Annotated in this window: 51 protein-coding genes; 20 read left to right on the top strand and 31 right to left on the bottom strand. The window is 63.3% G+C overall.

Annotation, left to right across the window (positions count from 1 at the left end; translation table 11 throughout):
• Nucleotides 1–69: 69 nt before the first annotated feature.
• The 25 genes from BGN98_RS08655 to BGN98_RS08535 all read right to left on the bottom strand — a co-directional run bounded on the left by BGN98_RS08655 (nucleotide 70) and on the right by BGN98_RS08535 (nucleotide 11232).
• A complete protein-coding gene (locus BGN98_RS08655) occupies nucleotides 70–357 on the bottom strand; it encodes a WhiB family transcriptional regulator (RefSeq protein ID WP_288120865.1) in 288 nt (95 codons plus the stop codon).
• The gene (locus BGN98_RS08650) at nucleotides 358–864 is read right to left on the bottom strand and encodes a LuxR C-terminal-related transcriptional regulator (protein WP_288120863.1); all 507 of its coding nucleotides are present in this window, start codon (nucleotides 862–864) and stop codon (nucleotides 358–360) included.
• Complete coding sequence (locus BGN98_RS08645; protein WP_288120861.1) at nucleotides 840–1067, bottom strand: hypothetical protein; 228 nt, start codon at nucleotides 1065–1067, stop codon at nucleotides 840–842. The genes BGN98_RS08650 and BGN98_RS08645 overlap by 25 nt, the downstream gene beginning before the upstream one ends.
• On the bottom strand, nucleotides 1064–1666 hold the full coding sequence (locus tag BGN98_RS08640) for a DNA N-6-adenine-methyltransferase (protein WP_288120859.1): 603 nt from the start codon (nucleotides 1664–1666) through the stop codon (nucleotides 1064–1066). The genes BGN98_RS08645 and BGN98_RS08640 overlap by 4 nt, the downstream gene beginning before the upstream one ends.
• Nucleotides 1666–1842 carry a hypothetical protein gene (locus tag BGN98_RS08635; protein WP_288120858.1) on the bottom strand — a complete coding sequence of 59 codons (177 nt, stop codon included), beginning with the start codon at nucleotides 1840–1842 and terminating at the stop codon, nucleotides 1666–1668. The genes BGN98_RS08640 and BGN98_RS08635 overlap by 1 nt, the downstream gene beginning before the upstream one ends.
• Entirely contained in the window at nucleotides 1835–2215 is a 381-nt protein-coding gene (locus tag BGN98_RS08630) for a DUF4326 domain-containing protein (RefSeq protein WP_288120857.1), read from the bottom strand. Before BGN98_RS08630 ends, BGN98_RS08635 begins: the two co-directional genes overlap by 8 nt.
• The gene (locus tag BGN98_RS08625; RefSeq protein ID WP_288120855.1) at nucleotides 2208–2453 is read right to left on the bottom strand and encodes a hypothetical protein; all 246 of its coding nucleotides are present in this window, start codon (nucleotides 2451–2453) and stop codon (nucleotides 2208–2210) included. Before BGN98_RS08625 ends, BGN98_RS08630 begins: the two co-directional genes overlap by 8 nt.
• Complete coding sequence (locus BGN98_RS08620) at nucleotides 2450–3061, bottom strand: ead/Ea22-like family protein (protein ID WP_288120854.1); 612 nt, start codon at nucleotides 3059–3061, stop codon at nucleotides 2450–2452. Before BGN98_RS08620 ends, BGN98_RS08625 begins: the two co-directional genes overlap by 4 nt.
• A gap of 22 nt (nucleotides 3062–3083) precedes the next feature.
• Nucleotides 3084–3857: a hypothetical protein gene (locus tag BGN98_RS08615; protein ID WP_288120852.1), complete on the bottom strand. Its 774-nt coding sequence runs from the start codon at nucleotides 3855–3857 to the stop codon at nucleotides 3084–3086.
• Nucleotides 3858–3909: 52 nt separating this feature from the next.
• The gene (locus tag BGN98_RS08610; RefSeq protein WP_288120850.1) at nucleotides 3910–5445 is read right to left on the bottom strand and encodes a helicase-related protein; all 1536 of its coding nucleotides are present in this window, start codon (nucleotides 5443–5445) and stop codon (nucleotides 3910–3912) included.
• Complete coding sequence (locus BGN98_RS08605; RefSeq protein WP_288120848.1) at nucleotides 5442–6017, bottom strand: hypothetical protein; 576 nt, start codon at nucleotides 6015–6017, stop codon at nucleotides 5442–5444. Before BGN98_RS08605 ends, BGN98_RS08610 begins: the two co-directional genes overlap by 4 nt.
• The gene (locus tag BGN98_RS08600) at nucleotides 6014–6157 is read right to left on the bottom strand and encodes a hypothetical protein (RefSeq protein ID WP_288120846.1); all 144 of its coding nucleotides are present in this window, start codon (nucleotides 6155–6157) and stop codon (nucleotides 6014–6016) included. The genes BGN98_RS08605 and BGN98_RS08600 overlap by 4 nt, the downstream gene beginning before the upstream one ends.
• Entirely contained in the window at nucleotides 6154–6588 is a 435-nt protein-coding gene (locus tag BGN98_RS08595; RefSeq protein WP_288120844.1) for a hypothetical protein, read from the bottom strand. The genes BGN98_RS08600 and BGN98_RS08595 overlap by 4 nt, the downstream gene beginning before the upstream one ends.
• Before the next feature lie 31 nt (nucleotides 6589–6619).
• On the bottom strand, nucleotides 6620–6949 hold the full coding sequence (locus BGN98_RS08590; RefSeq protein WP_288120842.1) for a hypothetical protein: 330 nt from the start codon (nucleotides 6947–6949) through the stop codon (nucleotides 6620–6622).
• A 40-nt stretch (nucleotides 6950–6989) separates the two neighbouring features.
• The gene (locus BGN98_RS08585) at nucleotides 6990–7271 is read right to left on the bottom strand and encodes a hypothetical protein (RefSeq protein WP_288120840.1); all 282 of its coding nucleotides are present in this window, start codon (nucleotides 7269–7271) and stop codon (nucleotides 6990–6992) included.
• The gene (locus BGN98_RS08580; protein ID WP_288120839.1) at nucleotides 7268–7567 is read right to left on the bottom strand and encodes a hypothetical protein; all 300 of its coding nucleotides are present in this window, start codon (nucleotides 7565–7567) and stop codon (nucleotides 7268–7270) included. The genes BGN98_RS08585 and BGN98_RS08580 overlap by 4 nt, the downstream gene beginning before the upstream one ends.
• Nucleotides 7564–7761, bottom strand: coding sequence for a hypothetical protein (locus BGN98_RS08575; protein WP_288120837.1), 198 nt, complete (start codon nucleotides 7759–7761; stop codon nucleotides 7564–7566). The genes BGN98_RS08580 and BGN98_RS08575 overlap by 4 nt, the downstream gene beginning before the upstream one ends.
• Nucleotides 7758–7952: a hypothetical protein gene (locus BGN98_RS08570; protein ID WP_288120835.1), complete on the bottom strand. Its 195-nt coding sequence runs from the start codon at nucleotides 7950–7952 to the stop codon at nucleotides 7758–7760. The genes BGN98_RS08575 and BGN98_RS08570 overlap by 4 nt, the downstream gene beginning before the upstream one ends.
• A complete protein-coding gene (locus tag BGN98_RS08565; protein ID WP_288120834.1) occupies nucleotides 7949–8245 on the bottom strand; it encodes a hypothetical protein in 297 nt (98 codons plus the stop codon). Before BGN98_RS08565 ends, BGN98_RS08570 begins: the two co-directional genes overlap by 4 nt.
• Before the next feature lie 8 nt (nucleotides 8246–8253).
• Complete coding sequence (locus BGN98_RS08560; protein WP_288120832.1) at nucleotides 8254–8544, bottom strand: hypothetical protein; 291 nt, start codon at nucleotides 8542–8544, stop codon at nucleotides 8254–8256.
• The gene (locus tag BGN98_RS08555; RefSeq protein WP_288120830.1) at nucleotides 8541–8906 is read right to left on the bottom strand and encodes a hypothetical protein; all 366 of its coding nucleotides are present in this window, start codon (nucleotides 8904–8906) and stop codon (nucleotides 8541–8543) included. Before BGN98_RS08555 ends, BGN98_RS08560 begins: the two co-directional genes overlap by 4 nt.
• A 247-nt stretch (nucleotides 8907–9153) precedes the next feature.
• Nucleotides 9154–9741: a hypothetical protein gene (locus tag BGN98_RS08550; protein WP_288120829.1), complete on the bottom strand. Its 588-nt coding sequence runs from the start codon at nucleotides 9739–9741 to the stop codon at nucleotides 9154–9156.
• The gene (locus tag BGN98_RS08545; protein WP_288120828.1) at nucleotides 9738–10019 is read right to left on the bottom strand and encodes a hypothetical protein; all 282 of its coding nucleotides are present in this window, start codon (nucleotides 10017–10019) and stop codon (nucleotides 9738–9740) included. The genes BGN98_RS08550 and BGN98_RS08545 overlap by 4 nt, the downstream gene beginning before the upstream one ends.
• A complete protein-coding gene (locus tag BGN98_RS08540) occupies nucleotides 10016–10432 on the bottom strand; it encodes a hypothetical protein (RefSeq protein ID WP_288120826.1) in 417 nt (138 codons plus the stop codon). Before BGN98_RS08540 ends, BGN98_RS08545 begins: the two co-directional genes overlap by 4 nt.
• A gap of 164 nt (nucleotides 10433–10596) precedes the next feature.
• Complete coding sequence (locus BGN98_RS08535) at nucleotides 10597–11232, bottom strand: beta clamp domain-containing protein (protein WP_288120825.1); 636 nt, start codon at nucleotides 11230–11232, stop codon at nucleotides 10597–10599.
• Nucleotides 11233–11903: 671 nt separating this feature from the next.
• Between BGN98_RS08535 and BGN98_RS08530 the strand changes: the two genes are divergently transcribed.
• Nucleotides 11904–12125, top strand: a complete 222-nt coding sequence (locus BGN98_RS08530; RefSeq protein WP_288120823.1) for a hypothetical protein — start codon at nucleotides 11904–11906, stop codon at nucleotides 12123–12125.
• A 226-nt stretch (nucleotides 12126–12351) separates the two neighbouring features.
• On the opposite strand, the gene BGN98_RS08525 is transcribed toward BGN98_RS08530, so the two are convergent.
• From BGN98_RS08525 to BGN98_RS08505, 5 genes are all read right to left on the bottom strand, one after another.
• Entirely contained in the window at nucleotides 12352–12630 is a 279-nt protein-coding gene (locus tag BGN98_RS08525) for a hypothetical protein (RefSeq protein WP_288120821.1), read from the bottom strand.
• Between the two features lie 12 nt (nucleotides 12631–12642).
• On the bottom strand, nucleotides 12643–12768 hold the full coding sequence (locus tag BGN98_RS08520; protein ID WP_288120819.1) for a hypothetical protein: 126 nt from the start codon (nucleotides 12766–12768) through the stop codon (nucleotides 12643–12645).
• A 324-nt stretch (nucleotides 12769–13092) separates the two neighbouring features.
• Nucleotides 13093–13425, bottom strand: coding sequence for a hypothetical protein (locus tag BGN98_RS08515; protein WP_288120817.1), 333 nt, complete (start codon nucleotides 13423–13425; stop codon nucleotides 13093–13095).
• 310 nt (nucleotides 13426–13735) lie between these two features.
• A complete protein-coding gene (locus tag BGN98_RS08510; protein ID WP_288120815.1) occupies nucleotides 13736–13996 on the bottom strand; it encodes a hypothetical protein in 261 nt (86 codons plus the stop codon).
• Nucleotides 13997–14394: 398 nt separating this feature from the next.
• The gene (locus tag BGN98_RS08505) at nucleotides 14395–14763 is read right to left on the bottom strand and encodes a hypothetical protein (RefSeq protein ID WP_288120813.1); all 369 of its coding nucleotides are present in this window, start codon (nucleotides 14761–14763) and stop codon (nucleotides 14395–14397) included.
• Nucleotides 14764–15123: 360 nt separating this feature from the next.
• Here BGN98_RS08505 and BGN98_RS08500 point away from each other — a divergent pair, with 360 nt between their 5' ends.
• The 17 genes from BGN98_RS08500 (at nucleotide 15124) to BGN98_RS08420 (ending at nucleotide 19708) form a co-directional block, all read left to right on the top strand.
• Nucleotides 15124–15693 carry a hypothetical protein gene (locus BGN98_RS08500; protein WP_288120811.1) on the top strand — a complete coding sequence of 190 codons (570 nt, stop codon included), beginning with the start codon at nucleotides 15124–15126 and terminating at the stop codon, nucleotides 15691–15693.
• Complete coding sequence (locus tag BGN98_RS08495) at nucleotides 15690–15875, top strand: hypothetical protein (RefSeq protein ID WP_288120810.1); 186 nt, start codon at nucleotides 15690–15692, stop codon at nucleotides 15873–15875. Before BGN98_RS08500 ends, BGN98_RS08495 begins: the two co-directional genes overlap by 4 nt.
• Nucleotides 15872–16099, top strand: coding sequence for a hypothetical protein (locus tag BGN98_RS08490; RefSeq protein ID WP_288120809.1), 228 nt, complete (start codon nucleotides 15872–15874; stop codon nucleotides 16097–16099). The genes BGN98_RS08495 and BGN98_RS08490 overlap by 4 nt, the downstream gene beginning before the upstream one ends.
• Nucleotides 16096–16452: a hypothetical protein gene (locus BGN98_RS08485; protein ID WP_288120807.1), complete on the top strand. Its 357-nt coding sequence runs from the start codon at nucleotides 16096–16098 to the stop codon at nucleotides 16450–16452. The genes BGN98_RS08490 and BGN98_RS08485 overlap by 4 nt, the downstream gene beginning before the upstream one ends.
• On the top strand, nucleotides 16449–16700 hold the full coding sequence (locus BGN98_RS08480; protein WP_288120805.1) for a hypothetical protein: 252 nt from the start codon (nucleotides 16449–16451) through the stop codon (nucleotides 16698–16700). Before BGN98_RS08485 ends, BGN98_RS08480 begins: the two co-directional genes overlap by 4 nt.
• An 85-nt stretch (nucleotides 16701–16785) precedes the next feature.
• The gene (locus BGN98_RS08475; RefSeq protein ID WP_288120803.1) at nucleotides 16786–17100 is read left to right on the top strand and encodes a hypothetical protein; all 315 of its coding nucleotides are present in this window, start codon (nucleotides 16786–16788) and stop codon (nucleotides 17098–17100) included.
• Nucleotides 17097–17339 carry a hypothetical protein gene (locus tag BGN98_RS08470; RefSeq protein ID WP_288120801.1) on the top strand — a complete coding sequence of 81 codons (243 nt, stop codon included), beginning with the start codon at nucleotides 17097–17099 and terminating at the stop codon, nucleotides 17337–17339. Before BGN98_RS08475 ends, BGN98_RS08470 begins: the two co-directional genes overlap by 4 nt.
• Nucleotides 17336–17836 carry a nucleoside triphosphate pyrophosphohydrolase family protein gene (locus BGN98_RS08465; RefSeq protein ID WP_288120799.1) on the top strand — a complete coding sequence of 167 codons (501 nt, stop codon included), beginning with the start codon at nucleotides 17336–17338 and terminating at the stop codon, nucleotides 17834–17836. Before BGN98_RS08470 ends, BGN98_RS08465 begins: the two co-directional genes overlap by 4 nt.
• Nucleotides 17836–18066 carry a hypothetical protein gene (locus BGN98_RS08460; RefSeq protein WP_288120798.1) on the top strand — a complete coding sequence of 77 codons (231 nt, stop codon included), beginning with the start codon at nucleotides 17836–17838 and terminating at the stop codon, nucleotides 18064–18066. The genes BGN98_RS08465 and BGN98_RS08460 overlap by 1 nt, the downstream gene beginning before the upstream one ends.
• 14 nt (nucleotides 18067–18080) lie before the next feature.
• Complete coding sequence (locus BGN98_RS08455; RefSeq protein ID WP_288120797.1) at nucleotides 18081–18263, top strand: hypothetical protein; 183 nt, start codon at nucleotides 18081–18083, stop codon at nucleotides 18261–18263.
• Nucleotides 18260–18466 carry a hypothetical protein gene (locus BGN98_RS08450; protein ID WP_288120795.1) on the top strand — a complete coding sequence of 69 codons (207 nt, stop codon included), beginning with the start codon at nucleotides 18260–18262 and terminating at the stop codon, nucleotides 18464–18466. The genes BGN98_RS08455 and BGN98_RS08450 overlap by 4 nt, the downstream gene beginning before the upstream one ends.
• A gap of 2 nt (nucleotides 18467–18468) precedes the next feature.
• The gene (locus tag BGN98_RS08445) at nucleotides 18469–18666 is read left to right on the top strand and encodes a hypothetical protein (protein WP_288120793.1); all 198 of its coding nucleotides are present in this window, start codon (nucleotides 18469–18471) and stop codon (nucleotides 18664–18666) included.
• Nucleotides 18663–18953, top strand: a complete 291-nt coding sequence (locus tag BGN98_RS08440) for a glutaredoxin domain-containing protein (RefSeq protein ID WP_288120792.1) — start codon at nucleotides 18663–18665, stop codon at nucleotides 18951–18953. Before BGN98_RS08445 ends, BGN98_RS08440 begins: the two co-directional genes overlap by 4 nt.
• On the top strand, nucleotides 18950–19168 hold the full coding sequence (locus tag BGN98_RS08435; RefSeq protein ID WP_288120791.1) for a hypothetical protein: 219 nt from the start codon (nucleotides 18950–18952) through the stop codon (nucleotides 19166–19168). Before BGN98_RS08440 ends, BGN98_RS08435 begins: the two co-directional genes overlap by 4 nt.
• The gene (locus tag BGN98_RS08430) at nucleotides 19165–19320 is read left to right on the top strand and encodes a hypothetical protein (protein WP_288120790.1); all 156 of its coding nucleotides are present in this window, start codon (nucleotides 19165–19167) and stop codon (nucleotides 19318–19320) included. Before BGN98_RS08435 ends, BGN98_RS08430 begins: the two co-directional genes overlap by 4 nt.
• Nucleotides 19317–19466, top strand: coding sequence for a hypothetical protein (locus BGN98_RS08425; RefSeq protein ID WP_288120789.1), 150 nt, complete (start codon nucleotides 19317–19319; stop codon nucleotides 19464–19466). The genes BGN98_RS08430 and BGN98_RS08425 overlap by 4 nt, the downstream gene beginning before the upstream one ends.
• Nucleotides 19463–19708 carry a DUF3310 domain-containing protein gene (locus tag BGN98_RS08420; protein ID WP_288120788.1) on the top strand — a complete coding sequence of 82 codons (246 nt, stop codon included), beginning with the start codon at nucleotides 19463–19465 and terminating at the stop codon, nucleotides 19706–19708. Before BGN98_RS08425 ends, BGN98_RS08420 begins: the two co-directional genes overlap by 4 nt.
• Here the strand turns inward: BGN98_RS08420 and BGN98_RS08415 are convergent.
• The gene (locus BGN98_RS08415) at nucleotides 19694–19876 is read right to left on the bottom strand and encodes a hypothetical protein (RefSeq protein WP_288120787.1); all 183 of its coding nucleotides are present in this window, start codon (nucleotides 19874–19876) and stop codon (nucleotides 19694–19696) included. The two genes, BGN98_RS08420 and BGN98_RS08415, sit on opposite strands and share 15 nt — an antisense overlap.
• A gap of 241 nt (nucleotides 19877–20117) precedes the next feature.
• Between BGN98_RS08415 and BGN98_RS08410 the strand changes: the two genes are divergently transcribed.
• Nucleotides 20118–21521: a DNA sulfur modification protein DndB gene (locus BGN98_RS08410; protein WP_288120786.1), complete on the top strand. Its 1404-nt coding sequence runs from the start codon at nucleotides 20118–20120 to the stop codon at nucleotides 21519–21521.
• A gap of 129 nt (nucleotides 21522–21650) precedes the next feature.
• Nucleotides 21651–22096: hypothetical protein (locus BGN98_RS08405; protein WP_288120783.1), on the top strand; the 446-nt coding region annotated here is incomplete at its 3' end.

Genomic DNA, 22096 nt, shown 5'->3' with positions numbered 1-22096 from the left:
GGGCAGTTCTGACGCGTCTAACTCTACGCATTCAGGCCACTTAGTGCAAGTTAGTCCACTAATTTCTTCCTATGAATCATGCGGGCCCTGAGCCTGACGGCCCGCCACCCACACTCCCCCACCCCACACTCCCCACTGCACGCGCCTCTTGCGGGCGTGCTCGGCGCACAGCAGAAGCAGCGGACACGGCTCACACAGCGCCGCAGCCGTCTCCGCATCAGGCAGCGGATAGTCGTAGTCGGCGTAGTACTTCGCCTTGTCGGCGCAGTACGGCTGCGGGAAGCGCTCCGGCTGCGAGTGAGCGAACTCCAGCGCCAGCTCGAAGTCTGTCTGTGCGGCCTTCTTACCCTTGCCCATCTAGACCTTCTCCTTCTTCGGGTGAAACTGCCTGTGCAGCTCGAGCAACTCGGGGCTTCGGCGAATGGCGCTCCATGTGCGCTTCCACTCGAGCACGGCGTCTGCTGGCCGGTGAGCGTTGACGTCGAAGCGCTCGCGCAGATGGATGCCGCTACGCCCAATGTCCTCAGCGATGAAGGAGATCGGCATCCCCTCCTCAACCAGGGCGTAAATGCGCTCCAGCTCTTGCGGCGTGTACGGCTTCGCAACACGCGTGCGCATGTTCTCGAAAGCGCGGTCGACGGTCTTCTCGTTGACGCCAAGGTGCTCCGCAACTTGCTTGCGCGTCATCCCGCCGGCCACCAGCGAAAGAACATGGCGATCGCGAATAGCCCGGCGGATGCTGGCAGCGTGGTTGCCGCCCGGAGGGAAGCGAATACCTCTTGCCTTCAGCTCAGCGGCGATATCCGCCTCGGCGAGACCGCCATCGTAGAGCGCGAGGATCAGTTCTCGGACTTGAAGATCCACGTTGCCTCCTCTTCTTCAACCGGGGTGATCGGCGTACACAGCGAAGCCACCCAGGAGGCACGCTGCCCGTCTGTCGTCTCGATGATGACGGTCGGCGTATCGGCATATGCGATCACACGGCCAGTCATGAAGACACCGCTCCCCTGTGCGAAGCGAGCTTCAACCGGCTGGGCATCTTGTACCCACTTCCTGTAGTCGGTCACTTCTCTTGCTCCCGCCCTTCCGAATAGTGATCGGGGCAGAATGAGCCCTCGTGTTTGCTGGACGGATCACCGCACCCTCGGCAGTACCCCTCCAGACGGTCTGACCTGAGCGGAACGTAAGTGCCCGCTATGTCAGTGGTCATCAACCGTTCCGCCGCACGCTGACCGTAGGCGACGAGGCAAGACGGCGCGCCACTGTTCGCAGCGGCGCGCGTGCCGTCAGCCTTATGGAAGTAGAGCCGCCCATGAAGGAACAGCACGCCCGTGGCCTTCTCCCAGACTTGCTTGACGAACCCTGCCGTCTCGGTCCGTGCGAAGATCAGTGCAATGCCGTCTCCGTGTGTAGCGAGCTTGTCGAGCCAGGTCCACGCTGCGAAGCTGTACGGCGGATTGAGCCAGACATGCCCATCCCACTCGGCCGCGAGGCCGTCCTCGGGAAGCTCTATGTGGCGGCTCGCTGTCGGCCATGGGCGCGGTGACGGTGCAGCGCACGGATCGAGATCGAAAGGTCCAAGCTTCTCGATTAGATCCGGTGGCGTCAGCCACGTCGTCGTCTCCGCACGAGCGGATTGGTGAGATCCCATCGCCCTTCCGCTCATCACTCGCTCCTGCCTTTTGTGTGGTTGGTCATCATCCATGAGGCTCCGGCTTGGAACGCGCCACGGAGCATCGCACGAATCTCGGCACGAGTGAAGGTGAGCCCGAAGTCGTCGTCGGGACGGTCCGGGTAACGACGCTCCGACTCAGCCTTCGCCACGGTGAACGGGTCAGGCATCAGCAGCCTCCCGGTTCGCGAGTTCGAGCAGCACCTCGGCGTGGCACGGCCGGTCGAGGGGGCAGAAGCACATGAGGTTCTTCCCGCGCAGTCGGGCAATCTCGGCGCGGGTCGGGATGAACGGACAGTTCGGCTCCGACACCCATGTGCGGCCCTCAACTGCGTCCCGGTACAGCTCGACGGCATGTGCGCGATCCCGGACGATCACGCTCTGGCGCTTCGAGTGGTCGACAATTACGTTCGTCGCATCGTTCACGATTGCGCGGTCGCCGATACGGAATGGGTTGCCGTAGCGGCTAGGCCGCGCGACGCTCACGGTGTTCTCCGGTTTCCGCCAACCCCTCGTACGGCGTTGCTGGATGCGTTCAGGCATTGTTGTTCTCCTGCTCCTTGCGGTACGGGTTGTCGGCATGCGCGGCCCGCTTCATCTCGCCGCCGAGCACCGCCTCGAGATGGTCGACGCAGGCCGCCCATGCGCGTTCAGCGACCAGACGGTCATGCTCAGCCATCCAACGATCGAAGATCTCGCCCCTTTCACTCTGAGCGCTGTCGATGAACATGCACAAGTACATGCGCCGGATGTCCTCTGTCGTCGGTTCGTGGTAGCTCACGCTTCTCCCTCCCGTACCTGACGAGCACGCTCACGAAGCCAGCGGCGGACTGAGTACGTTGAGGTGTGCCCACTCGACTCTGTCCCGAGGGCCTCACGGGCCTCGTGCGCCAGCGACTCGATCAGTGCCGCGTCATGGTTGCGCACCCACTCCCGGTAGAACGCCTGCGTGGCCTCGTCGCCGTCCACGTCCGCGAGATACACGGTCAACATGGCAAGACGCGCCTGACCGACATGGACGAGCTTCAACCGTTCGACTTCAGCAGCGAGGGCGTCGCGTTCCCGCTCGAGGTCAGCAACCTCAGACTTGCGCCCCCGCACGTGTTCCTCCGCGACCTCCAGCCGGGCCAGGAGAGCGAGCACGGTCGGCGGATCGAACGTGGCGATGTGGGTGGCGTCGGCGGGGTCGAAGACATCGCCTCCGTGGTCGTCCCACGTCAGGCACTTGCTTGGGGTTGTCACGCTCGCCTGTGGAACCTGCGTCCCGTCTTTGTCCCAAATGACTCCCTCGACCGCATTCCACGGTCCCGGCGTTGCGGCTTCTGCGATTCCCCGCAGTACGGACAGATCAAGATCAACCACGTCGCGCTCCCTCCATGCCTCGTGCATCTCATTGGTCGTAGGCGTGCAGTCAGAAGTCATCGTCAGCCTCCATGTAGGGGTTGAGTGGCGTCTCCAGGGCGCCGTCCAAGTAGCCGAATCGCTCGCTGGCGTCCCAGCCTTCTCGCCACGCCTGCGCCTTCACCTCACGGAGAGCGTCAGCGGGGGCGGCCGACAGAGCCTTCATGACTGGCTCCTTGTGGTGGCTGTAGCCCGTCACTTGCCCGGCTATCTGCGCCTTCTCGATCACGGCGGCGAGATTGTCGCGTTCCCGCTCAGCCTCGGCAACCCGGGCATCAGCGATATCGGCTTCCTGCTCCATCTCGCGGCGATACTCCGACACCAGGTGAAGGGTGATGCCGACCGGATCGGTGATTGGGGGTTGATCCCGGACCAGGACCGTGAGCGGTCCGAAGTAGTCGCGAGCGGTCCGCGCCCCATCGGTGTCCTCACCGATAGCTGCGACCACGCGGAAGAGACCTTCCTCCGCTGCGGCGAGGCGTTCCTGGAGTTCATCGCGCTCGGCGACGACGGAGTTGTACGAGTCGCGGCGCATCCACTCGACCCGCCCCGCCCGATGTGCGCCACCGTGCCCGTGCGGCAGCTCGCATTTCGGCGGCATCGGCGCGCACTCGCCCTCAGGGACGGGCAGCGTCATGCCCTCGTCCCAGCATGACCCCTGCTCGTCGCGTTCCTTCACGAGCGCTTCGATAGCGTCAGCGAGCGCGTTGATCAGCGGCCCCTTGCTCACCCCGTGGCGCGGCCACACCCGAGCATCCGCGATCAGATCCGCGTAATTGTTCATGACTCTCCCTCCTTCTTGAATCGTATCCGTTTAGTCCACTAATCCGCTACCATCACGCCGCACGAAGAACGTGCGATCCGATAGAGCGGTGCAACGCGTACGCCTTTGCGACCAGGGCGCTCAGGATCTCCGTGTCCAGGGATCCGCGCATCATCAAGCGCACATGCTGGAAGTCGCCGTACTCCTTCGTCATACCATTTCGGAACACGCGCCCGAGGGCTTGCTCCTCGAGCTTCGGGTCGCCGTCCGGCAGGCTCAGCCACACGATCTTCGACGAACGCAACTGCATGAAGTCCAGGCCCGTGCCACCAGCCTGAACGGTGAGCACGATGTACTTCACCTCGCCGCTCAGGTAGGCCTGCTTGATTCGGTCAGCCTCCTTCGCGCTCATCCCGCCCACCCACGCCTCGCAGCGGTAGCCGGCGGCCGTCATGCGCTCGGCGGTCAGCTTCGCGAACTTGCGGCTGTCCGTCATCAGGATCACCGGCTGCCCGCCCCAGGCATCCAGAATCCCGCGCAGTGCACTCAGCTTCGCGCTCGGCGCGTCGACGGCGAAATCGACATCACCCTTCTCATTCAGTGACAGAGCGGCAAGGGCAACCTGGCGAAGGCGCACACGCAGCACCGCGGGAATGTCGGCGACGAGCGGCTCACGCTCCCCCGACCAGCCGTCCACCCAGGACAGCAGCTCCGCTTTCAGCTCGGCGTACTGGCGCGCCTGCTCAGGCGTCGGGTCGACCAGCACCTCGATCGCCTTCGGGGCCTGCTCGGCATTCTCGCCACGCATGTACAGCGGAAGGCTCCGAGCGAATGCACCGGGCTCGCGCTCGATGTGATTCATCATCGCTTTACCGCCCACGTAGACGGGCTTGCCTTGACCGTTGAGCTTCGGAGTCTTCACGAAGAACTGCTCGAGCCATGTCCAGTACGCAGGCACCAGATCTGGCCACAGCCAGCGCGGCGTTGCCCAGCCGTGCTCGGCGAAGTCGTTGCCCGACCATGTTGCGCTCAGTGCGATCTTCCAGTCGGACTTGATCTGAAGGATGGACTTGCGCATCTCGCTGTTGCGGTTCGCTGTCCCGTGACTCTCATCGTGGATGATCGCGTCCAGCGGGCCGTGCTTCTCGCTCATCTTGCGGAAGATTCCCAGGCGCACCGTCTCACGCTGCACCTTGTCGGTCGGCAAGCCCGTCTTCTTGTCGATGGCCATGAGCGGGTTGCCCTGGCTGTCCTGCTTGTCGCGGTATTCGACGTCCTGGCGGTGCAGCCAGTTCATCGTCGCAGCGTAGTGGCCGGGCTTGCCGGCGAGGAAGTCCTCGAACGCTGATTTTCCATCCTTCGTGGTCTTCATCATGCGCAGATTGATCTTGCCGTCAGACTGCGCAGCAAGGCGCTCGTGCCACTGGCTGAAGGTCTTGTCGATGATGATGTAGAGCACGCGCTCCCATCCCGCCCGGTGCACCACCTCTGAGGTGATAAGCGTTTTTCCAAACCCGGTCTGCGACCCGATCAGGGCCGCATGCGTGGGTTCGGCGAGGATGCGCAGGATGGCGTGCTCCTGCTCGGGGCGGGGTGTGAGCTTCGTCATGCGGCCTTCTTTGTCTCCACGTATTCCAGCGCCCGCTTCTCCCAGACGCCATCCTTCGCCAGGACCACCTTGACCACCGGCTGCATCCAGGCCTCGTCGCCACCCACCGGGAGCAGCTTGGCGCCGGAGACTGTGAAGTCCCAGGCGCCTGCCTCGGCGGAGCCTGTGATCTGCTGGTACTCGGCCATGTCCTCGTCCGTCAGGCTCACGGTAAGAACGTCGCCGTTCAGCGTGAAGCGGGAGTCCGTTCCATCGGGAGTGTTCGCGATGGTCGGCGTGACCGGCGCATCTTCGAGGTAGGCGAGCCCGTCCTCGATGGCGCTCTTCACGGTGGCCACCGCCGACGTGCGCATGCCGATGCCTGCCTCGGAGGATCCGCCGATGCGGCGCAGCGGAACCTTGAGCGTCGCCGCCTTCGCTGCGGCCTTGTTGCGCTCGATCTCGAACGTGCGCAGGTACTCGGCCTTCGCGCGGCGCGCGCGCTCGTCCGCCTCGGGGATCGCCTGCAAGAGGCGTGTCTGAGCCGCGGTGACGTGATCGAGTGCGATCTGCTGTTCTTCGTTGAGGTTCATACCTTCTCTCCTTCTTGCTCTCGTTCGGCTGCGCCGTGAGCCTTGGCATAGTGATCTGCCCACATGATGGACGCCGCGACGCCGTTCCACTGGTAGAAGCCATGACCACAGTCGGGGCAGTAGACGACAGTGATGCTCACGACAGATCACCCGAACCGTGTTCCGACGCAGTGAACGCCTCCGCCGCTTCCCACACCTGCTCAGACGGGATTCCGCGAGCGTCGAGGTAGTCGAACATCAGCTCGTGCAGCAGACCGCCGTCCTCGGTGAAGTGCCAGAGTCGGCGTGCGACGTCGTTCGCCTGCTCGCGCGACACCTCCTGGATCGCGACGAGCGCTGCCGTGACCTGCGCCTCAGCGATCATCGCTGTCATGGCGTCGAGGTAGCGGCGCATCGCGTCCTGGTACTCCGGATCGTCCTTCGACATCCGGAAGACGCGCGCTGAGAGCGGTCGCGTCTCAGCGGACCACCCCATCGCGAGGCGCGCACCGTGCACGATCAGCGCATCGGCCGTCGCATCCTCCTCACGCTCCGGCCACGCCGTCAGCTTCAGCAGATCGTCCTTCTCCATCACAGGCTCCTACCGTTCGTGTTGTTCTCGGTCATCGCTGGATGATCGTGATCGGGAAAGCGTTCGGAGTCTCGGATGTGACGCCGCTCCACGACATCCACCAGCCGTCCTGGTCGCCGTCGCCGCGGTCGATGTGCACGGCCCAGAGGTGCTGCACGTCGCTCTCTTGGTGCTTCTCCGCCTCTCCGCCGACGCACAGCACGTCGTACTCGTGCACTGTCTTGGTGAACGCTGCGGGGTCTTGGTGGCCGTGCGCCATGATCAGGGCGTCCTCTGACTCCACGAAGGGGAAGACGCGATCGGCATCCCATCGCATGTCGAAGTCGGAAGCGGTGAGCGGGGGCAGCGTCTTGGTGGTCATGATTCCTCCTGGGTACGGTTCGTGTGGTTGGGTGTCTGGTTCATGCCGCCACCGCCATGCCGGCGAGGCGGTCGTAGAGGGTGTCCTCGGAGTCGATCTCCAGCAGATCCAGCACGCCGAAAGGGCGGTGCATCAGGTCGTGCCAGGCGGCCTCTGATGCGCGGATGGATTCAGCCGGCGCGAAGAAGCCGGACAGCTCTGCCTCGTGCTCGACGGCGCCTTGCAGCGCCTGGTCGATCTGGGCATCCGTGCGGAAGATACCCACCCCAAAGAGGTCATCGTGGATCTCGTCGATGATGTACTGCGGATTGATGGTGCTCACTTCCCCACCTCCGCGCTCGTGCCGATTGCATCAGCTAGCATGCGCAACAGCTCCGCGACGTGGACGGCGTACTCCGGCGACTCGGACTCGAACGCACGGGCGATCAGCGCCGCCTGGAGGCTGGACTCGAGCTTGCCGCCCCAGGAGCGGAACTCCTGCGTCATGCCGATCAGGAAGTCGGTCTGATCCGTGGAGCTGGCTCCGCCGAACGTGCGGCCCAGGTCGTTCCAGTCGATCTCGATGGACACGACCGCCTGGCCGATGGGCGTTTCGGCGGTCTGAGTGATGGTTGTCATGCGATAGCTCCTTCGATTGTCAGTTCCAGGTAGCCGAACTCAAGTCCGGCACAGATGAGGTGGTCGTACATCTTGACGAGGTGCGCGGGGGCGTCGGGGCTGATGTACAGATCCCCGCCCGCTGTCTCCTGTGTATAGGGCTCCAGCGCCGCCTCGTAGCGGGTGAGAGCGTCGTTCCAGTCGGACTTTTTCACTCGTCCCCCTTCATCCAGAGGAAGAGGCAGAGCGTTGTCACCGTCGTACCCCACGCGATGCCGAGAATCGTGTTCACGATGTAGCTCGCGTAGTTGAAAGCCAGCATGACGTTGATGATGATCGGGGCGCCGGCGAGGATCAGGACGATGAACAGGGCCAGCGCCAGATAGCGGACTAATTGAGCGGTCATCGCTCACCCACCAAGTCGCGCAACGCTTCAGCGAGACACTCCGCCGTCTCGTGGGGTCCATTCAGCTCATCACGGTCGTACTGGGCGAGAAGTTCGCGCGCTCCGGCCTCCAGCTCTGCGCGCTGCGCCCGGTCGGCTTCGATGGCAGCGTGCATCAGGTCGAAAATGTCCGCAGCCGTGTATTCGTCGCGCACATCCAGAACGCGCGACATAGTTGCGTGCGCAGACGCCCCGGCCTCGGGGCCGTAGGTAGCCTGCACGACTTCCGCCGCGATCTGCTCGGGCGTCTTCATCTGAGCGGTCAATTCATTGCCTCCATTTCCAGGGCGTGCATGATCTGAGAAGGCGCCGGCGTCTGGCTGGCGTGCAACTCGGGGTTGTGCAGGAGAACCGCCGCCCAGAGCGGGCGTCCATTCTTCGTGACCGCCTCGCGGGCGGCATTGTAGTAGCGGGCGGTGATCGGCCCGTGAAACGCGCACACGGCCTTGTAGACGTTCGCGCGGTCAGCGTCCGTGAACGCGGGGTGAGCGGCAATCGCGGCGTGCGTGCGTTCGAGAGCGGCATAGGCGAGGGTGGGGGCCGGCATCGTCATGCGTTCACCCGCCGCCGTTGCTCTTCGTCCCGCTCGGCTTGCACGAGATCTTCGAGCACATCCCGCGCGGTGCGATCGGCACCGATGCCGAGGATGCTGACCCGGTACAGCTCCGTTTCTGCGTCACTCATGAAGTCCCACTCTGAGCGCAGGTGCTGATACAGATCGAAAGCATCGGCCGCGCTGAGGGCGTACGGGTTGACGAGTCCGGCCTCGCCCATCCAGTCCCACAACTCACCCAGGAGGTCGAGAAGCGCGCCGGGCTTGTCGGCGTAGGTCTGCGGGTTCTTGGCTGCGTCCTCCCATGCTGAGTACAGATCAGCGGGGATGTCGGTCTGATGGAACCACTTCGGTGCGCTCACTTGACACGCTCCATCCACGTGATGCGAACGCCGTGTGCGCCGCACGTTTCGCATACCAGATAGCAGGATCGCCGGTGCGCCTGAAAGTCGGCGTTCGCCGTCCAACGGGCGTGCTCGTCGCACATGAGCTTGATGCACGGGCACGTTGCGTGTACCTCGTAATCGGCGCGCATCTCGCAGTCGGGAGCGTCACACACGGGCGGCCCGGGGGTGAAGTCCAGGGCGTCAAGGACGGGGGATGCGAGGGTCATGCGTAGTCCTCGATCCGCTGAGAGTAGCCGGGGCGCGGGTCGAAATCCACAGCTTCGCCGTGGAAACGGATACCCGTGCGAAGCTTCGTGCCTGACCAGACGTAGGGCATCGGGTCCAGCGGCAGCGTGATCGCCACGCTGCGCGGGCGTCCATCCTTGCGCGTGCTCATCGCCCCGGCTCCCATCCGCCCCGGCTCCCATCCGCTGCGGCGGGCATCGTGCTCGCACGAGTCGCACATGCTGACCGGCTGCGCGAGCTTGGGCCAGTGATTCATCTCGTCCTCTTCGACGTACTCTCCGCACACCGGGCAACGCACCTTCCCGAGGCGGTCGAAGTAGACCCAGGCGTCCTCGCCGTCGATGGTTGCAACCTCGTAGTCCAGGTCGTCGTTATCCGGCGAGGGTCCGTCCGCGTCCGCTTCGGTGCCGTTGTCGCACATCCACTGGTCGAAGTCGGGCGTCGGGTAGCCGTTGTCATCGAAGTAGGTCGGGTCGCTCAGCATCTCCTCGGGAACGTCTGCCGTCCATGTCGAGTGGATGCGGATATTGCGGCTGCGGGTCATCTCGACCTTGACGGCGCTCATGCTCGCCCCTCCTTAACGGCCCAGCGGCGCAGCTGCGCGCGGCTGGCGGGCGCCGTATTGACAGCCTCGCCAAACGGCGGCCTACGGTGGCTGAAGCCTCCCGTAACGACACTGACGGCGTGAAGGATCTCAACGCTCGCATCTGCGTCGCCAGGGATCAGGGTGCGCAGCGGGTCGGATGCTTCGCCGGCGTTGATCTTCGGAAGAAGCTCAACGGAACGAATCGCGGCGGCGCGCAGGGCGTCGGGGAGCGTGCGGGCTTCGCTGTGCGTGTTCACAGTTCGCCTCCCACTTGGAAAGCGGCGCGGCGGGCGAAGTCGAGCGCGGTCTCTGCGTCCAGCTGGGGCGTGTAGTCCTCCGAGAGGATCCATTGCTCGGCGATGCGCTCGGTAAGCGCGCCCTCGTCCGGTCGCCACACCTTCACGACGTAGAGAACGTCAATAGAGCCGTCGGAATGCTCGTTCTCCATGCGCTCGGCCCAGTAGACGGCGGAGCTAAACGGCGCCTCCCACGGCATCCCTACGAGGCGCGAATGAAACGACTCCATCTCACGGCGGCCGAACTGGTGACCAGAGAAGCCGGCGCGCTCCTCGGCGGCGCTCAGGCTGTCGATGAGGCACTGCCACTGGGTTGCACGGCGGGCCTGTGCGAGCGTGCGCAGCTCGGCGGGGTTGCGGCGAGTGGTGTTCATCGCGCACGCCCCGATGCGCTCACGCGGACAGATCCGAGCTTGACGGCGCGAGCCTGACGGGTGGCAATGGTCCTTGCCTTGCCGGCGGTGCCGGCCTTTCGAGTTGTGTAGCGAGCCACGGCGGCCTCCTGGGTTGTGGGTGTGGTGGTTGAAGTTGTGGACGGTTATGCGGCGCGCTTCACGGGCTGCGCGAGGATCACGAGCCGATCCCCCACGGTGCCGAGCACGGGGCCGGGGAACCGGGAGTGTGCGGGCGCGGGAGTGAGCTGGAATCGCATAGGGAGATCCTTCGCCTTCGCGACGCGGGCGAGCGGCGCGGCGGACTTGGCGAGCTTGGCCAGCATGGCGGCACCGAGCGAGAACGGCTCGGCGTCGATCGTCGCGTCGGAGACCTCGGGAATGAGCCGGTCGACGGGCGGGAAGTTGCCCGTGAGGGCCACGAAGGTGCGCGACTCGACCGCGACGCCGCCGCGCGTTAGGGTGACCGTGTTGTCGGTGATCGTGAGCGTTTCTTCCACGTAGCGGACCGGCTTGAGCTTGCTCGCCCATGCGGCCACGTCGGCGGGGATGACCACGGACCAGTCAGGCTCAGCCGGGCCGCTCTCGCCGTGGCGCTCGACCGACTCGGCATAGGTGGTGTGCTCGAAGCGGGCGACGCTGTACCGGTCGGTGGCCGTGAGGTAGCGGTGGCCCACCCGGACGCCTGTGATGATGGTCATCACCTTGTCGGCGGATGCGTGGACGGTGACCGCGGCGAAGCCGGCGACAAGCTCAGGCGTGAGGGGAAGAGTGACGGACATGTGATGTCTCCTGGTGTTGTGGGTGTGGTTGAAGTTGTGGCGTCCCGTTTAGTGGACTAATCCGATTCTAGCGAAGGTGATTGCCGGTGTCTACAGATTATTGGACTAAATCTGTTGGATTCAGGAAACTCTCAGGAATGAGTTTGAGGGTGGTCTACGAATCGGGGCCACTCTACACATTCGGACCGCGTTTCCGAGTATGCAATTGTTTTGTGCCTGTCGAGGGCGAAAAAGTTGTGAAAGTAGACCCCCGCGTGATAATCGGGTAAGCACAAAGCTGATTTGTGTTTGGACCATATGTGTTGTTGTCTGGGAGTTTGCTGAGAGCGCGAGGCCTTGAAAACACTGGAGTCTTGTTTTTGAAGCTTAAGAGACCATAAGTAAGAATGTGATTCATATATATATGGTAATAGGATAAGTACGTTCTAAAATGGAGTGTCAAAAACTTCTCGAAATGTGGGTTTCAACCCATCGTTGAGCCGCTTGGATTCGGTCGTCGGCTGGTTGACGTCGATGGTTCGATGTGTTAAGGTTCGCGATTCACGCTAGCCGGTGATCGTTAGTTTTGAACGCTTCACCTGTTCCGCCTCGCGACGATGCCGCGGCACGACGCACGCGCGTGATAGTGCACAAGTCTTGCTTTGTCAACTTTTGCCCACTAAAATCAGAGCATGGAACCTACTCGTAAGCGCGCAGCCAATCGACTCTCTTACCTCGCCAGTCAGGCCGAGCCCACACTGGATCGGCTCAGAGAAAGGATTGACGATCTGAGCGCCTTGACGCCGATGCCGCTGCACTCGGTCGCCCGGCTGCGTGCAGCTGTCGATGAGCTTTCCGAAGCCTTGACGGCCTTGCCGCCCGCATCGGTGCTTGCCGGTGCGAAGGTCGCTTAGTGCGAAGCCGCCACCGTCAGAACGATCGCCGCCCACCCGGCCAGCATCCCCGCGACGCCGATTGCCGCGAGCGTTGCAGCTCGAGCCAGGGCGCGAAGGGCGAGAAATGCTCGCGTGCGGCCCTGTGAGCGCGCGTGCCGCGCTATCTCGGCGTCGGAGTATGCGAGCCAGGCTTGCAGTGTGCGGGCCGCTGTAGCGTCGCCGGCGAGAGTGTCGGGATGCATGGTTACTCGCAGTCGCACGTGAGGCCGGCGGCATCAACGGCAGCCGCGATGTCTTCGGACTCGACACCCCAGCGCCAAGCCATGAGGCGGTGTGCCTCGTCATAGGCGATCTCAGCGTCACAGAAACCGCTGTAGCGGTTGGCGCTAGTCTCGGCGATGGTGGCGCCGTCTTCATCGAACGCGATCCCGTAGGACTCAGCAGTGGAGGTGCCGCGCGTGATGAAGACGCGAGCGTCGATCTGTCCGATGCGGGACGGGATTGCGAGTTGGATAGTTACCATGATGGTGTCTCCCTAGTTGCGTGCCGACATGGCGGCGATGATGGATGCGGCGTGCGAGTAGCCAACCGGGCGGTCCCAGTCAAGGTGTGCGCCCGCGTTCGGGCGGGGCGGCATGAGCGGCGGCAGTGTGGCGCTCATGGCGGGTAGACCCTGGAGGCGAGCGTCAGGCATTAACGGCCCCGTGATACTGGATCGCGGCGCTAAGGATCTTGGCACCATTCCAGTCGATCTCGGTAACATTACGGGCGCACACTCCCCGGGGCGAACAAGTCCAGTAGAACGCGAGCGTTAGTGCTCAATCGTTCCGGGTATGTCGTGCAGTTCGAGCAGACCCCCCCGTGGTAGGTGTCCCCATCCCACAGCCCTACAGCGTGGGAGGATGCCATGCCCACGGCGCTGTGACAGTTGATGCACTTTTCCATTGTTCTAACCTTTCGTCGGGTGTACCACTGAGGGCGAGCGTCAGGAGGCGCTCGGGGCAGTGAACGTGCGCACGACATACGGCGAGCGCTCATCCGCGGCATAGCGCCGGCTAGCGTCGGCATCGGCCATGCTTTCGCGGCTGTAGGTGGCGATAGCCTGGTCCAGGCTGTAACGTCCATCCCCGCGCCACGGGACAATGGCGAACGTAACGCGCACCTCGTGCAGCTCCCCGTGACACTTGGGGCAAGCCACGAGGCCATGCCAGCGCCGCGTGTCCGACTTGACGAGGTAGCGCGGCCCGTGCGGGCATGTACCCGCGTAAACGTGACGATATGCGATGCCATACTGCGCGCCATGCTTGATATCTGCCATTATCGTATTCCCTTGTTTCTGGGTTGATTAGCGCGCTAATCGGCGCGCAGTGCCCTAGCGCGCCATGACGCGCGGTGCCCGCCTATGCGGGCCGCTAGGGCAGTGAAACCGCTACGGTGTCAGGGTGAACGGGATAGCGAGGATGAGGTTGAGCATCAGCGGCGCTCCCCGTGCTGCGGGCAATCAACGTTCGGCCCGTCACTGATACCAGCGATTACCGGCGTGCAGATGCACTTGCACTTGCACTGGGGGCAGGGCTCCCATCCCACGACGATATGGATCATGCCGAGCCCGTGGCAAAGTGCGCACGTCACAGCGTCACCGGCTCATAAGCGTGGGCGGAAGACTCGCCGGCCTGGCAGTAGGCGCAGTCGTCGGGATGCTCCAGGGCTTCGATGGCTTCCAGCCATGCGGGGAATGTGCGGGCAACGATACGCCCCCGGATGGTGCCACGCTGCGCGCCGGCGAGCTTGTCGAATGAGCCGATGCGCTCACCCGTGGCAACATCGACGGCGATGACGTCATGGGGCCGCTCGATGACTTCAACAGTGCGGAGGGTTTCGGTTTTCATGTTCCGATTCTACCCGATTAGTGGACTAAATGCGTAGAGATTAGTGGACTAAATGTGTAACGGATAGGTAACGGTGGGACGCGTACAGGGAGGGGCGTGGGCTGCGTGGCCGGCGCCCAACGCGGGGTGGTTTGAGGTGGCGGGGAAAGGTTCAGGATTTTAGGTGTTACCGGGACGTGGCATGGGGGCGCGGGCAGGACCCGTACATTTTTTACTCTGGCCAGGGATTTTCATGGGGCTACAACCCACAAATCACCACATTTTTCACCCACCCAGCCAGCGCCCAGGGGCTACAACCCACGCCAGCAGAGCCGCAAACATCCCCACCAGCACCGCGAGGTCGAAGGGCCCGCTCCCCCGCGATTTTTCTTCAGCCCCGCACGCATCACCGGGGGCTATCACCCATCGCTGCACAGCGCGATGACGTCGCTCGTTGCCAACTGGAGGCGAGCCATCGCCGCATCAGCCTTCGCACTCGAGCCACCGGCCGCGATGCCCGCCATGTCCCGCGCGATGATCTGGAGCCCGTCGACCATCCGCGTCACACCATCGCGCAGCTCGGGGTTCACGAGCGCGTCGCGCTTGGTCCGCAAGTCGGCATTCATCTCATTCAACCGATCGCTCATCACCGTAGCCGCCTCGACGCTGTTGAGCGTCACGGCGTCCAAGCTCGTGGCGATCTTGCCCGCAGCGTCGTTGATCGTGCGGCACTCCTCGGCCAGCGTCGGCGTGCTGCTGGCGCACCCGGAAAGCGCCAGGGCGCCCACGATCGCGAGGGCAGGCAGAAGGGAGCGAGGTGTGGCCATGGCCCCGATGCTAGCGCTCCCCCACTCGTAGAAACACCCTCGACCACCCGTAGACTGAAAGGGCGGCGGAGATCCTCCTTTCCTCCCACGCAACGGGTAGTGGTCCCAGGGGCCCCCTGTGAGCCTCGCTCCAGGGGGCCTTCCACATGATTAAGGTCGCTCTGATACAATTAGTGGGCTAAATCCCACATAGCGTGGTACGCTGATCTCGGGCCGATTTAGTCCACTAATCTCGCGGAACACCACGCCGCGGGCGACAGAAGGAGGAAGAGCATGGGCTATTGGAGAGACCGAGCCGAGTCGCTCGGCGAGTCGCTAACGATGGAGCATGAGTACAGTCGCGGCCTGCTCAAGGCGATCGACCAGGCAAGCAGGCGCCATGAAGCGGAGCTGGCAGCGCAGGCGGAGAGCCTCAAGGCCGGCTTCATCGAGGAGACGCGCCGCTCCAACGCCGCCACCGCCGAGCGCACGCGCCAGGAGACGCTGGAGACCGTTCTGAAGGCACTGGATTTGCCGGGCTACCGCGCGAATGGTGGCATGTTCCACCCATTCGATGCTTCCAAGACGCGTATCAACTACCCCACCGACCGCTTCTGGGCAGACCTCACGACTACTCTCGAGGTTCGTGCCGAACGCAAGGCGGCCGACGAGCGCGCCGCCACAGAGGCGAAGATCGCGGACCTCGGCAAGCAGGCCGGCATTAAACCCGAAGAGAGCACGGACTTCGGGAAGTACGTCGCGCACCTCCTCAGCGATCCCAATGGGCCGAGCGTGGTTAGCTTGCTCCTGGATGAGTCAATCAGTAAATCCTACGGCGAGGCGCAGCTACTCGGAGATCCTCGAGTAGAGCAGGGCAAGTCTCCCAAGCCCAAGAAGGGCGGCAAGAAGTGACCACCGTCGCCATCATCGCCGCCTGGGTGTACATCGCCCTCACTGTCATCGTCCTGCTCGCTTTGCCGTTTTCGATCGGCAAGCCCCGTGAACCCCGCACCGCCGGCGACTATGTCGCAACTTTCATCATCAGCTTGGCCCTCATTGGCATCCTCGTGATCCTCATGGGAGGCCAGCGATGAGCAAGATCTACACCAACGGCCAGCACGGATCCCACGACTTCGACGAGCGCGACCCATCCAGCGTCCTCCAGGCTCTCCTCTCCGAGGCCGAGGACCGCGTGAAGACCAAGCAGCGCGCCTTCGAGAACGCGGAGAACGCCGTCATCGCAGCTCAGATCGAGCTACAGGCGGCCATCGCCATCCGTGACCGCTACGACGTTGCACTTCTGGCGGGGAGCAAGTGACTCGGCCGACCGCATCCGTGACGCTGGAGGGCCCCGAGAACCTCATCCGACACATCGAGAAGCTCCAGGAAGTCATCACGAAGCGCAACGAGCAGATCGCGCGCCAGCAGGCAGAGATCCAGCGCCTCGAAGACGGCGAGCCGAGCCAGGAGGGTCTGAAGGAGGCATACCGCAAGGGCTACAAGGCCGCATGGAAGGAGGCCCAGGACGCATTGTATGGCGTTCAGCAGGGCATCAACTCCTTTACGCGCGATCGCTACCAGGCGGTTCTCAACGTCGACGCTTCGCAGCGGCTCGACGAGGAGATTCGGCCCGACAAGGATCCCAACGGCGGGACGAGGGAGGTCCGATGACTCCCCACGATGTCTACGGCGACAACGGCGAGATCATCGCCGAAGTGGACGAGCCCGAAACGGGCCCCCTGGATCACGTCTCCGCGCTTGCTCGCCGCGTCGGTGAGCGCCTGCGCGCGGAATGGCCTGGTCCCCGCACCACGGCGCACGGCGAGTTCCACATCTACCCGGCCGTGCGCCCCGGCGGCGGCACTGACCTGCTCATCCAGATGGCGGAGCGGATCATCGCAGAGGAGGAGGCCAAGTGATCTACGTCATCCTCTTTGCGCTGGTCGCCGGTGCGCTCCTCGCCATCTACAACGGGCCAACCAAGCCGAAAGGACCGAGATCATCATGACAAAGCCATGGATGGGAGTGACCCCGCCGCCGCACGGCCAGGGCTACTATCCCTGGGAAGGTTGGCCTGCGGCTTACCAGCCAATCACGGTCGGAAACCCCGATGTTATCCGCGGTCGCGTGGTGGAGCCCGATGTCTTCAACGTCCCGCAGAACTTCGGCCAGAAGTTAATCCGGGACGAACTGGATCGCCTCCAGAATCTCATCACCGAAGCTGTTGAACATAGTGCGACCGAGCATCTCATCGAGGCGCTGCGAGCCAAGGGCTACACCGTGACGCCGCCCACCACTACCGAAGGAACCGAATTATGACCGACATCAAGCTAAGCGTACGCAAGACCGTGAAGGTGAACATCGACGCCACTCACGAGAGCGAGGACGGCTACAAGATCAAGGCGCGCAGCATGGCTAGGGGCATCAAGCTCGAGATCAAGAGCCCCACGTCCTACTACGCGGACACCATCACCATTCCGGAAGGCCTTATCGAACCGCTCGGTGATGTTTTCGACGCTGTTCGTAAGGCTCGCGCCGAACAGGAGGCGGATCAGTGACCGCCATTACTGAAGAGAAGATCGACGCACTCCGGGCACTCCAGAAGCAGATCGGCGATGCGAACGGAGCGAAGGGGTTCCACGAAGAGGGACAGGAAGTCCGCGGCATGCTTCCGGTTTTCATTTCGACAGCTGGGAAATGGGGCACGCTTTCGACCTTCATGTCGAAGCTCTTCCGATTGCATCCGGCTATCGAGCGCAACTACTGGACGTCCCGCCTTGCGCTCATCACGACTGAAGTCGCCGAGGCCATCGAAGAACTTCGGCACGGTCGATCCGTCGACGAGACGCACTACCCCTCGGCGCCGCTCGGCGGGAATGCCATCCATGAGACGGGCGCGCCCGCCAAGCCCGAAGGTGTCCCCTCCGAGCTTGCCGACATCGTGATCCGCGCGTTCGATTTCGCGTATGAGGCGAACATCGATCTGGCATCCATGATCAACGAGAAGCTCGCATACAACGCAACGCGTGCGCACAAGCACGGGAAGGAGTTCTGATGACCAACATCGACCTGGACGCCGTCGACACGGATGTCATGCTCACCTTCTCCCCCGACCCGAGCCGCGAGGGGTACGCCGTCATCGAGTACGACGACGAGCACGGGGACACCCGCCTCGGCTCCTTCAAGATCCGCGACCTGCTGATCATCCTGCATGCCACCGCCGACTCCAGCTACCAGCCCGAGCAGACGCGCTCGAAGCCGCCGATCTGGATGAGGGAGAACTGATCGTGTACACGAACATGACCCTCAAGGACGGGGAGCGCGTCCCGTTCGCCAGCTACCGCTGCAAGGCGACGGCGAAGGAGGTGCGCAAGATCGGCGACTCGACGTACACGCACCGTTGCCGACTGCACATCGACCACGATGGCGAGCACTCCTGCATCTGCGGGCGCCACTGGGAGCCCCTGAAGGCGGCATCGTGAGCGCCGACGTCCGCGCCCTCATCCAGGCGCACCGCGACATGATCCGCGGCCACGAGGAGATCATCGCCCGCCTCGAGGCGCTGGACGCCCCAAAGGCTGAGCAGGCGGCCCCCGTTCACATCGCGGAGCCCCACCCATATCGAGGCCGCGTGCTGCGCGAGCCGGATACCGATGCGCCGATCCTGGCGCAGGAAGGCAACTGACCATGCGCAAGATCCAAGCCACCGGCTTCGAGCACGTTCACGCTGAGGACAGGCCGACGCTCTTCGTCAGCCACGGCCGCGGCAACAGTGGCCAGCCCGAGGTGCATCTGCACTTCTTCGACAGCGCGCTCGAGCAGGAAGTCCAGGGATGGTTTCCGGTCTCCGAGCTGCTCGCGGCGATCAAGGAGGGCGGCGAGTGAGCCTGGAAGCCACCGTGTATACGAAGACCGGCACCTATTGCGGTCAGTGCGTCACCACAATCCGCGCGCTGGAGAAGGCTGAAATCCCCTTTGAGGAAGTACCCGGTATCGACCTGCCGGAGAATGCCAATCTGCTCCAGATGTTCAAAGACCGCGGGCTCACCTCCGCGCCGATCGTCTTCGTGAAGATCTGGGACACCGACAAGTCGTACGACATGTACGCCTGGGCGGGATTCCGCCCGGACAAGATCGCCTGGCTTAGTGGACTAATCAAGGAGGCAGCGTGAGCGCGCTCACCGAGTATCAGGGGCTCACGGTCGGCCAGCACGTCACGGTCGGCGAGTTCAACCCGCGGAAGGTCTCCTGGCAGATCGTCTCATTCCAGCGCGCGACCGAGTCGCTCGTTTACGCGAGCATCGTGTCTGGCCTCGCCGGCCGCCACCAACTCGTGCCCGCAAACCGTCTATGCGCGTGGGCACCTGAAATCAAGGAGAAGAAGTGACCGAGAAGTCAGCACCGGTCGGCGTAGTCAAGATGGATGACCGCGGCCGGATCAACATCAAGAAGCACCTCATCGGCGAAGCCCCGCTGTCCTGGGTGGTCTACCGCTCCCCCGACGGTCAGCATCTCACACTCGAGGCGGTGACCCAGTGAGCCTAGCGCGCGGCGCGTTCATGCTCTACGACGGCCTTCTGCGCGTCGAGGTCGTTCGGGAGCTGGGCGACGGCATGGCGATCGTGAAGATTGGCGCTGACAGTCGCGTCGTCGACGTGAACCGGTTGACGGAGGTGGAGGGGTGAATGACGAAAGTGTCAACCACCCCTCCCACTACACGTCTGATCCCAGTGGTATCGAGTGCATCCAGATCACTCGGCATCGCAACTTCAATGTCGGCAACGCCATCAAATACCTCTGGAGAGCTGGCCTGAAGGTAGAGGGAGACCGCACGCTCGTCGAGAAGCAGTGCGAAGACCTGGAGAAGGCGATCTGGTACATCCAAGACGAGGTCGCCCGCCTCCGCTCCTCCTCACTCCAGCACTAGCCCAGATTCCAGGAGCACCGCCCCCAGGGCCCTCTCTACGGCCCGGATGAAGATGCCCCTGTCGAAGGCGAAGCAGTGGTCTCCGGCTTCCAGAACGATGAAGTCGGGGCCACTGCTCAGCTCTACGCAGCGACCGCCGTCGAACTCCCTGATTGTGGTGGTGCTCATTTCTTCTCCCCAGAGTATCGAACATCTGTTCGACAGAATCTATGCCACGTCACCGACATTGCCAACCCTGTGACTGTTCGCAGCCGATGCGTACCAGGCGAAGCTAGATGGAGCCGACCCCACGGTCAAGCGGGGGCCACGGAACGACCACAGCAGATATGTATCGCTAGCCTCTCTAGCCCTTCGAGGCAGGACGTGTACACTACACATTCAGTCCACTAATTCGTTCCAGGGAGCAAAAATGGCCCAGACCAAGGCCGCACCACGCCAAGCCGCCCCCACTGGCTACAGCACCGACACCCAGTTCTTCGCGTCTCGCTACCGCCAGGGTGGTCGAACCGTCTACTCGGTGGCCCTCACGCCCGACCAGATCATCAACAACATCCCGCGACCGAACCCCGAGCAGGCAAACCCCGGCAACCGCGCGATCCGGCCGGCGCACGCACAGGGCTTTGCGGACTACTACCTCCAGCATGACAACTGGATCATCCCCGGGCTCATCCTGCGCGCCCCGGACATCTTCGACTTCACCTCGGATCAGTCGGTCGTCACCGGAGACATTGACTTCGGGATGCTCTCCTACCCCAACCGCAAACGCCTCGAAATCCAGATCCTCGATGGCCAGCACCGTATCCTCGGCTTCCACCTCGCGATTGAGAAGGTCGGCGAGTTGCTCGCCAAGGCGAAGGACCACCGAGCCCGGGCGCTGAAGACCGACCACAAGAACTCGCGTCTCGTGAAGGACGCCGAGGCCGAGGTAGAACGCCTCGAGCGCAAACTCGACCGCTTCCACCAGGAGCGCGTTTCTGTCGAGATCCAGGTCATCGACGACATCGCCTCATTCCGCCAGGCATTCTTCGACATTGCAGACAACGCGCTCGGTATCTCGGCATCCGTCAAGGCGCGCTTCGATAAGCGCAAGGTCGTCAACCGCGCCTTCGCGATCGTCGCTGAGCACCCCCTGCTCGTCGGCCGCGTCGACCCCGAGAACGACCGCCTCGGGCGCACGGGGCCGTACCTGCTGTCCGCACGCCATGTCGTTGAGATCATTCGCGTCTCCAATGTAGGTATCGAAGGTCGTATCGGCGTCAAGCAGGAGAAGACGCTGAACGAGATCGAGGTGGCGAAGAAGGCTATGGCGTTCTTCGATGCCGCTCTCAAGGCCTTCCCGCAGCTTCAGGCGATACAGGATGGCACGCTGACGCCGGATCGCCTGCGCCAGATCTCCATGCTCGGCTCGCCCCTGTTCCTGCGCATCCTCGCCGGCGCATACTACGAGTTGCGCGACCCGGTAAAGCATGCCTGGAGCGACGCGCAGGTCATCGAGTACTTTGAGGCAATCGGAAAGCACCTCGCCGTCCCGCTGCACGCCAACACGATCTGGTTGAAGCACACGCCCGAGGACACCTTCAATGTGGGCGGATACGGCCCCAACGGTCGGCGCCAAGACATCATGAACCTCTCGCACGCGATGTGGGATTGGGCCCTGGATCACGCCGACTTCGTCTGGGCCGATCCCGAGCCTGCGCCGAAGCCCGAGCCGACCAAGGATGAGCTGGAGATCGACTACAGCGACCTCGGCGACGAGGCCCTGGCTGAGCGCCTGAAGGCAGAAGACCTCGCATCGGGGATCAGCAAGAAGTAGGGGACACGAATGGAAAGAACCCCGCCCGGAGCGATCACGGGCGGGGTTCTTCTCGTGCAGACTCGGCTTACCTCCGCCAGTTTAGATCACAGAATCAGGATTAGTCCACTAATCGGCTAGAATCGATCCATGTCCGAGGATATGGAACTGAGCGAGTTCGATGAGAAGATCCTCGGGATGGCTGACTACATGAGCCCCGAGCAAATCAGCAAGAAGCTCGGTGGCGCCGTTTCCGCAGCCAAGATCCGCCTCCAGCTTCAGCGCCTGCTCGAAGACGTCGACTGGATCACCGAGGCGCAGCGCGAGAACCTCCTCTTCCGCCGCATGCACATGATTCTCGCCAAGCTCGAGAGAATCCCCGGCTCTCAATGGGATCTCGACAACCTGAAGGTGCAGCTCGCGACCCTGAAGGAACTGGGCAACCGCTTCGACAAGCGCCGGCAGGCCAACGAGGTCGACCTCGAGCGCTACGACCGGAATGTCGCTCTTGAGATGGCCCGCGTCTACGACATCGCCCTGTCCTATGTGAAGGGTGCCCTCCGTTCCGAGGTCGACGCCGAAAGATGGGATGAGGT

Source organism: Microbacterium sp. 69-7, from assembly GCF_001897985.1.
Taxonomy (GTDB): Bacteria; Actinomycetota; Actinomycetes; order Actinomycetales; family Microbacteriaceae; genus Microbacterium; species Microbacterium laevaniformans.
Note: the sequence above shows the minus strand (reverse complement) of the source record. Positions and strands in the feature narration are given on the sequence as shown.

Bases quoted from the DNA above. Each gene is read 5' to 3' on its own strand.
- BGN98_RS08655 (WP_288120865.1), bottom strand. From the start codon at position 357: ATGGGCAAGGGTAAGAAGGCCGCACAGACAGACTTCGAGCTGGCGCTG.
- BGN98_RS08640 (WP_288120859.1), bottom strand. From the start codon at position 1,666: ATGAGCGGAAGGGCGATGGGATCTCACCAATCCGCTCGTGCGGAGACG.
- BGN98_RS08635 (WP_288120858.1), bottom strand. From the start codon at position 1,842: ATGCCTGACCCGTTCACCGTGGCGAAGGCTGAGTCGGAGCGTCGTTAC.
- BGN98_RS08630 (WP_288120857.1), bottom strand. From the start codon at position 2,215: ATGCCTGAACGCATCCAGCAACGCCGTACGAGGGGTTGGCGGAAACCG.
- BGN98_RS08620 (WP_288120854.1), bottom strand. From the start codon at position 3,061: ATGCACGAGGCATGGAGGGAGCGCGACGTGGTTGATCTTGATCTGTCC.
- BGN98_RS08615 (WP_288120852.1), bottom strand. From the start codon at position 3,857: ATGAACAATTACGCGGATCTGATCGCGGATGCTCGGGTGTGGCCGCGC.
- BGN98_RS08610 (WP_288120850.1), bottom strand. From the start codon at position 5,445: ATGACGAAGCTCACACCCCGCCCCGAGCAGGAGCACGCCATCCTGCGC.
- BGN98_RS08605 (WP_288120848.1), bottom strand. From the start codon at position 6,017: ATGAACCTCAACGAAGAACAGCAGATCGCACTCGATCACGTCACCGCG.
- BGN98_RS08595 (WP_288120844.1), bottom strand. From the start codon at position 6,588: ATGGAGAAGGACGATCTGCTGAAGCTGACGGCGTGGCCGGAGCGTGAG.
- BGN98_RS08590 (WP_288120842.1), bottom strand. From the start codon at position 6,949: ATGACCACCAAGACGCTGCCCCCGCTCACCGCTTCCGACTTCGACATG.
- BGN98_RS08580 (WP_288120839.1), bottom strand. From the start codon at position 7,567: ATGACAACCATCACTCAGACCGCCGAAACGCCCATCGGCCAGGCGGTC.
- BGN98_RS08570 (WP_288120835.1), bottom strand. From the start codon at position 7,952: ATGACCGCTCAATTAGTCCGCTATCTGGCGCTGGCCCTGTTCATCGTC.
- BGN98_RS08565 (WP_288120834.1), bottom strand. From the start codon at position 8,245: ATGAAGACGCCCGAGCAGATCGCGGCGGAAGTCGTGCAGGCTACCTAC.
- BGN98_RS08560 (WP_288120832.1), bottom strand. From the start codon at position 8,544: ATGACGATGCCGGCCCCCACCCTCGCCTATGCCGCTCTCGAACGCACG.
- BGN98_RS08550 (WP_288120829.1), bottom strand. From the start codon at position 9,741: ATGAGCGCCGTCAAGGTCGAGATGACCCGCAGCCGCAATATCCGCATC.
- BGN98_RS08540 (WP_288120826.1), bottom strand. From the start codon at position 10,432: ATGAACACCACTCGCCGCAACCCCGCCGAGCTGCGCACGCTCGCACAG.
- BGN98_RS08535 (WP_288120825.1), bottom strand. From the start codon at position 11,232: ATGTCCGTCACTCTTCCCCTCACGCCTGAGCTTGTCGCCGGCTTCGCC.
- BGN98_RS08530 (WP_288120823.1), top strand. From the start codon at position 11,904: ATGGAACCTACTCGTAAGCGCGCAGCCAATCGACTCTCTTACCTCGCC.
- BGN98_RS08525 (WP_288120821.1), bottom strand. From the start codon at position 12,630: ATGGTAACTATCCAACTCGCAATCCCGTCCCGCATCGGACAGATCGAC.
- BGN98_RS08520 (WP_288120819.1), bottom strand. From the start codon at position 12,768: ATGAGCGCCACACTGCCGCCGCTCATGCCGCCCCGCCCGAACGCGGGC.
- BGN98_RS08515 (WP_288120817.1), bottom strand. From the start codon at position 13,425: ATGGCAGATATCAAGCATGGCGCGCAGTATGGCATCGCATATCGTCAC.
- BGN98_RS08510 (WP_288120815.1), bottom strand. From the start codon at position 13,996: ATGAAAACCGAAACCCTCCGCACTGTTGAAGTCATCGAGCGGCCCCAT.
- BGN98_RS08500 (WP_288120811.1), top strand. From the start codon at position 15,124: ATGGAGCATGAGTACAGTCGCGGCCTGCTCAAGGCGATCGACCAGGCA.
- BGN98_RS08490 (WP_288120809.1), top strand. From the start codon at position 15,872: ATGAGCAAGATCTACACCAACGGCCAGCACGGATCCCACGACTTCGAC.
- BGN98_RS08480 (WP_288120805.1), top strand. From the start codon at position 16,449: ATGACTCCCCACGATGTCTACGGCGACAACGGCGAGATCATCGCCGAA.
- BGN98_RS08475 (WP_288120803.1), top strand. From the start codon at position 16,786: ATGACAAAGCCATGGATGGGAGTGACCCCGCCGCCGCACGGCCAGGGC.
- BGN98_RS08470 (WP_288120801.1), top strand. From the start codon at position 17,097: ATGACCGACATCAAGCTAAGCGTACGCAAGACCGTGAAGGTGAACATC.
- BGN98_RS08460 (WP_288120798.1), top strand. From the start codon at position 17,836: ATGACCAACATCGACCTGGACGCCGTCGACACGGATGTCATGCTCACC.
- BGN98_RS08455 (WP_288120797.1), top strand. From the start codon at position 18,081: ATGACCCTCAAGGACGGGGAGCGCGTCCCGTTCGCCAGCTACCGCTGC.
- BGN98_RS08445 (WP_288120793.1), top strand. From the start codon at position 18,469: ATGCGCAAGATCCAAGCCACCGGCTTCGAGCACGTTCACGCTGAGGAC.
- BGN98_RS08415 (WP_288120787.1), bottom strand. From the start codon at position 19,876: ATGAGCACCACCACAATCAGGGAGTTCGACGGCGGTCGCTGCGTAGAG.
- BGN98_RS08410 (WP_288120786.1), top strand. From the start codon at position 20,118: ATGGCCCAGACCAAGGCCGCACCACGCCAAGCCGCCCCCACTGGCTAC.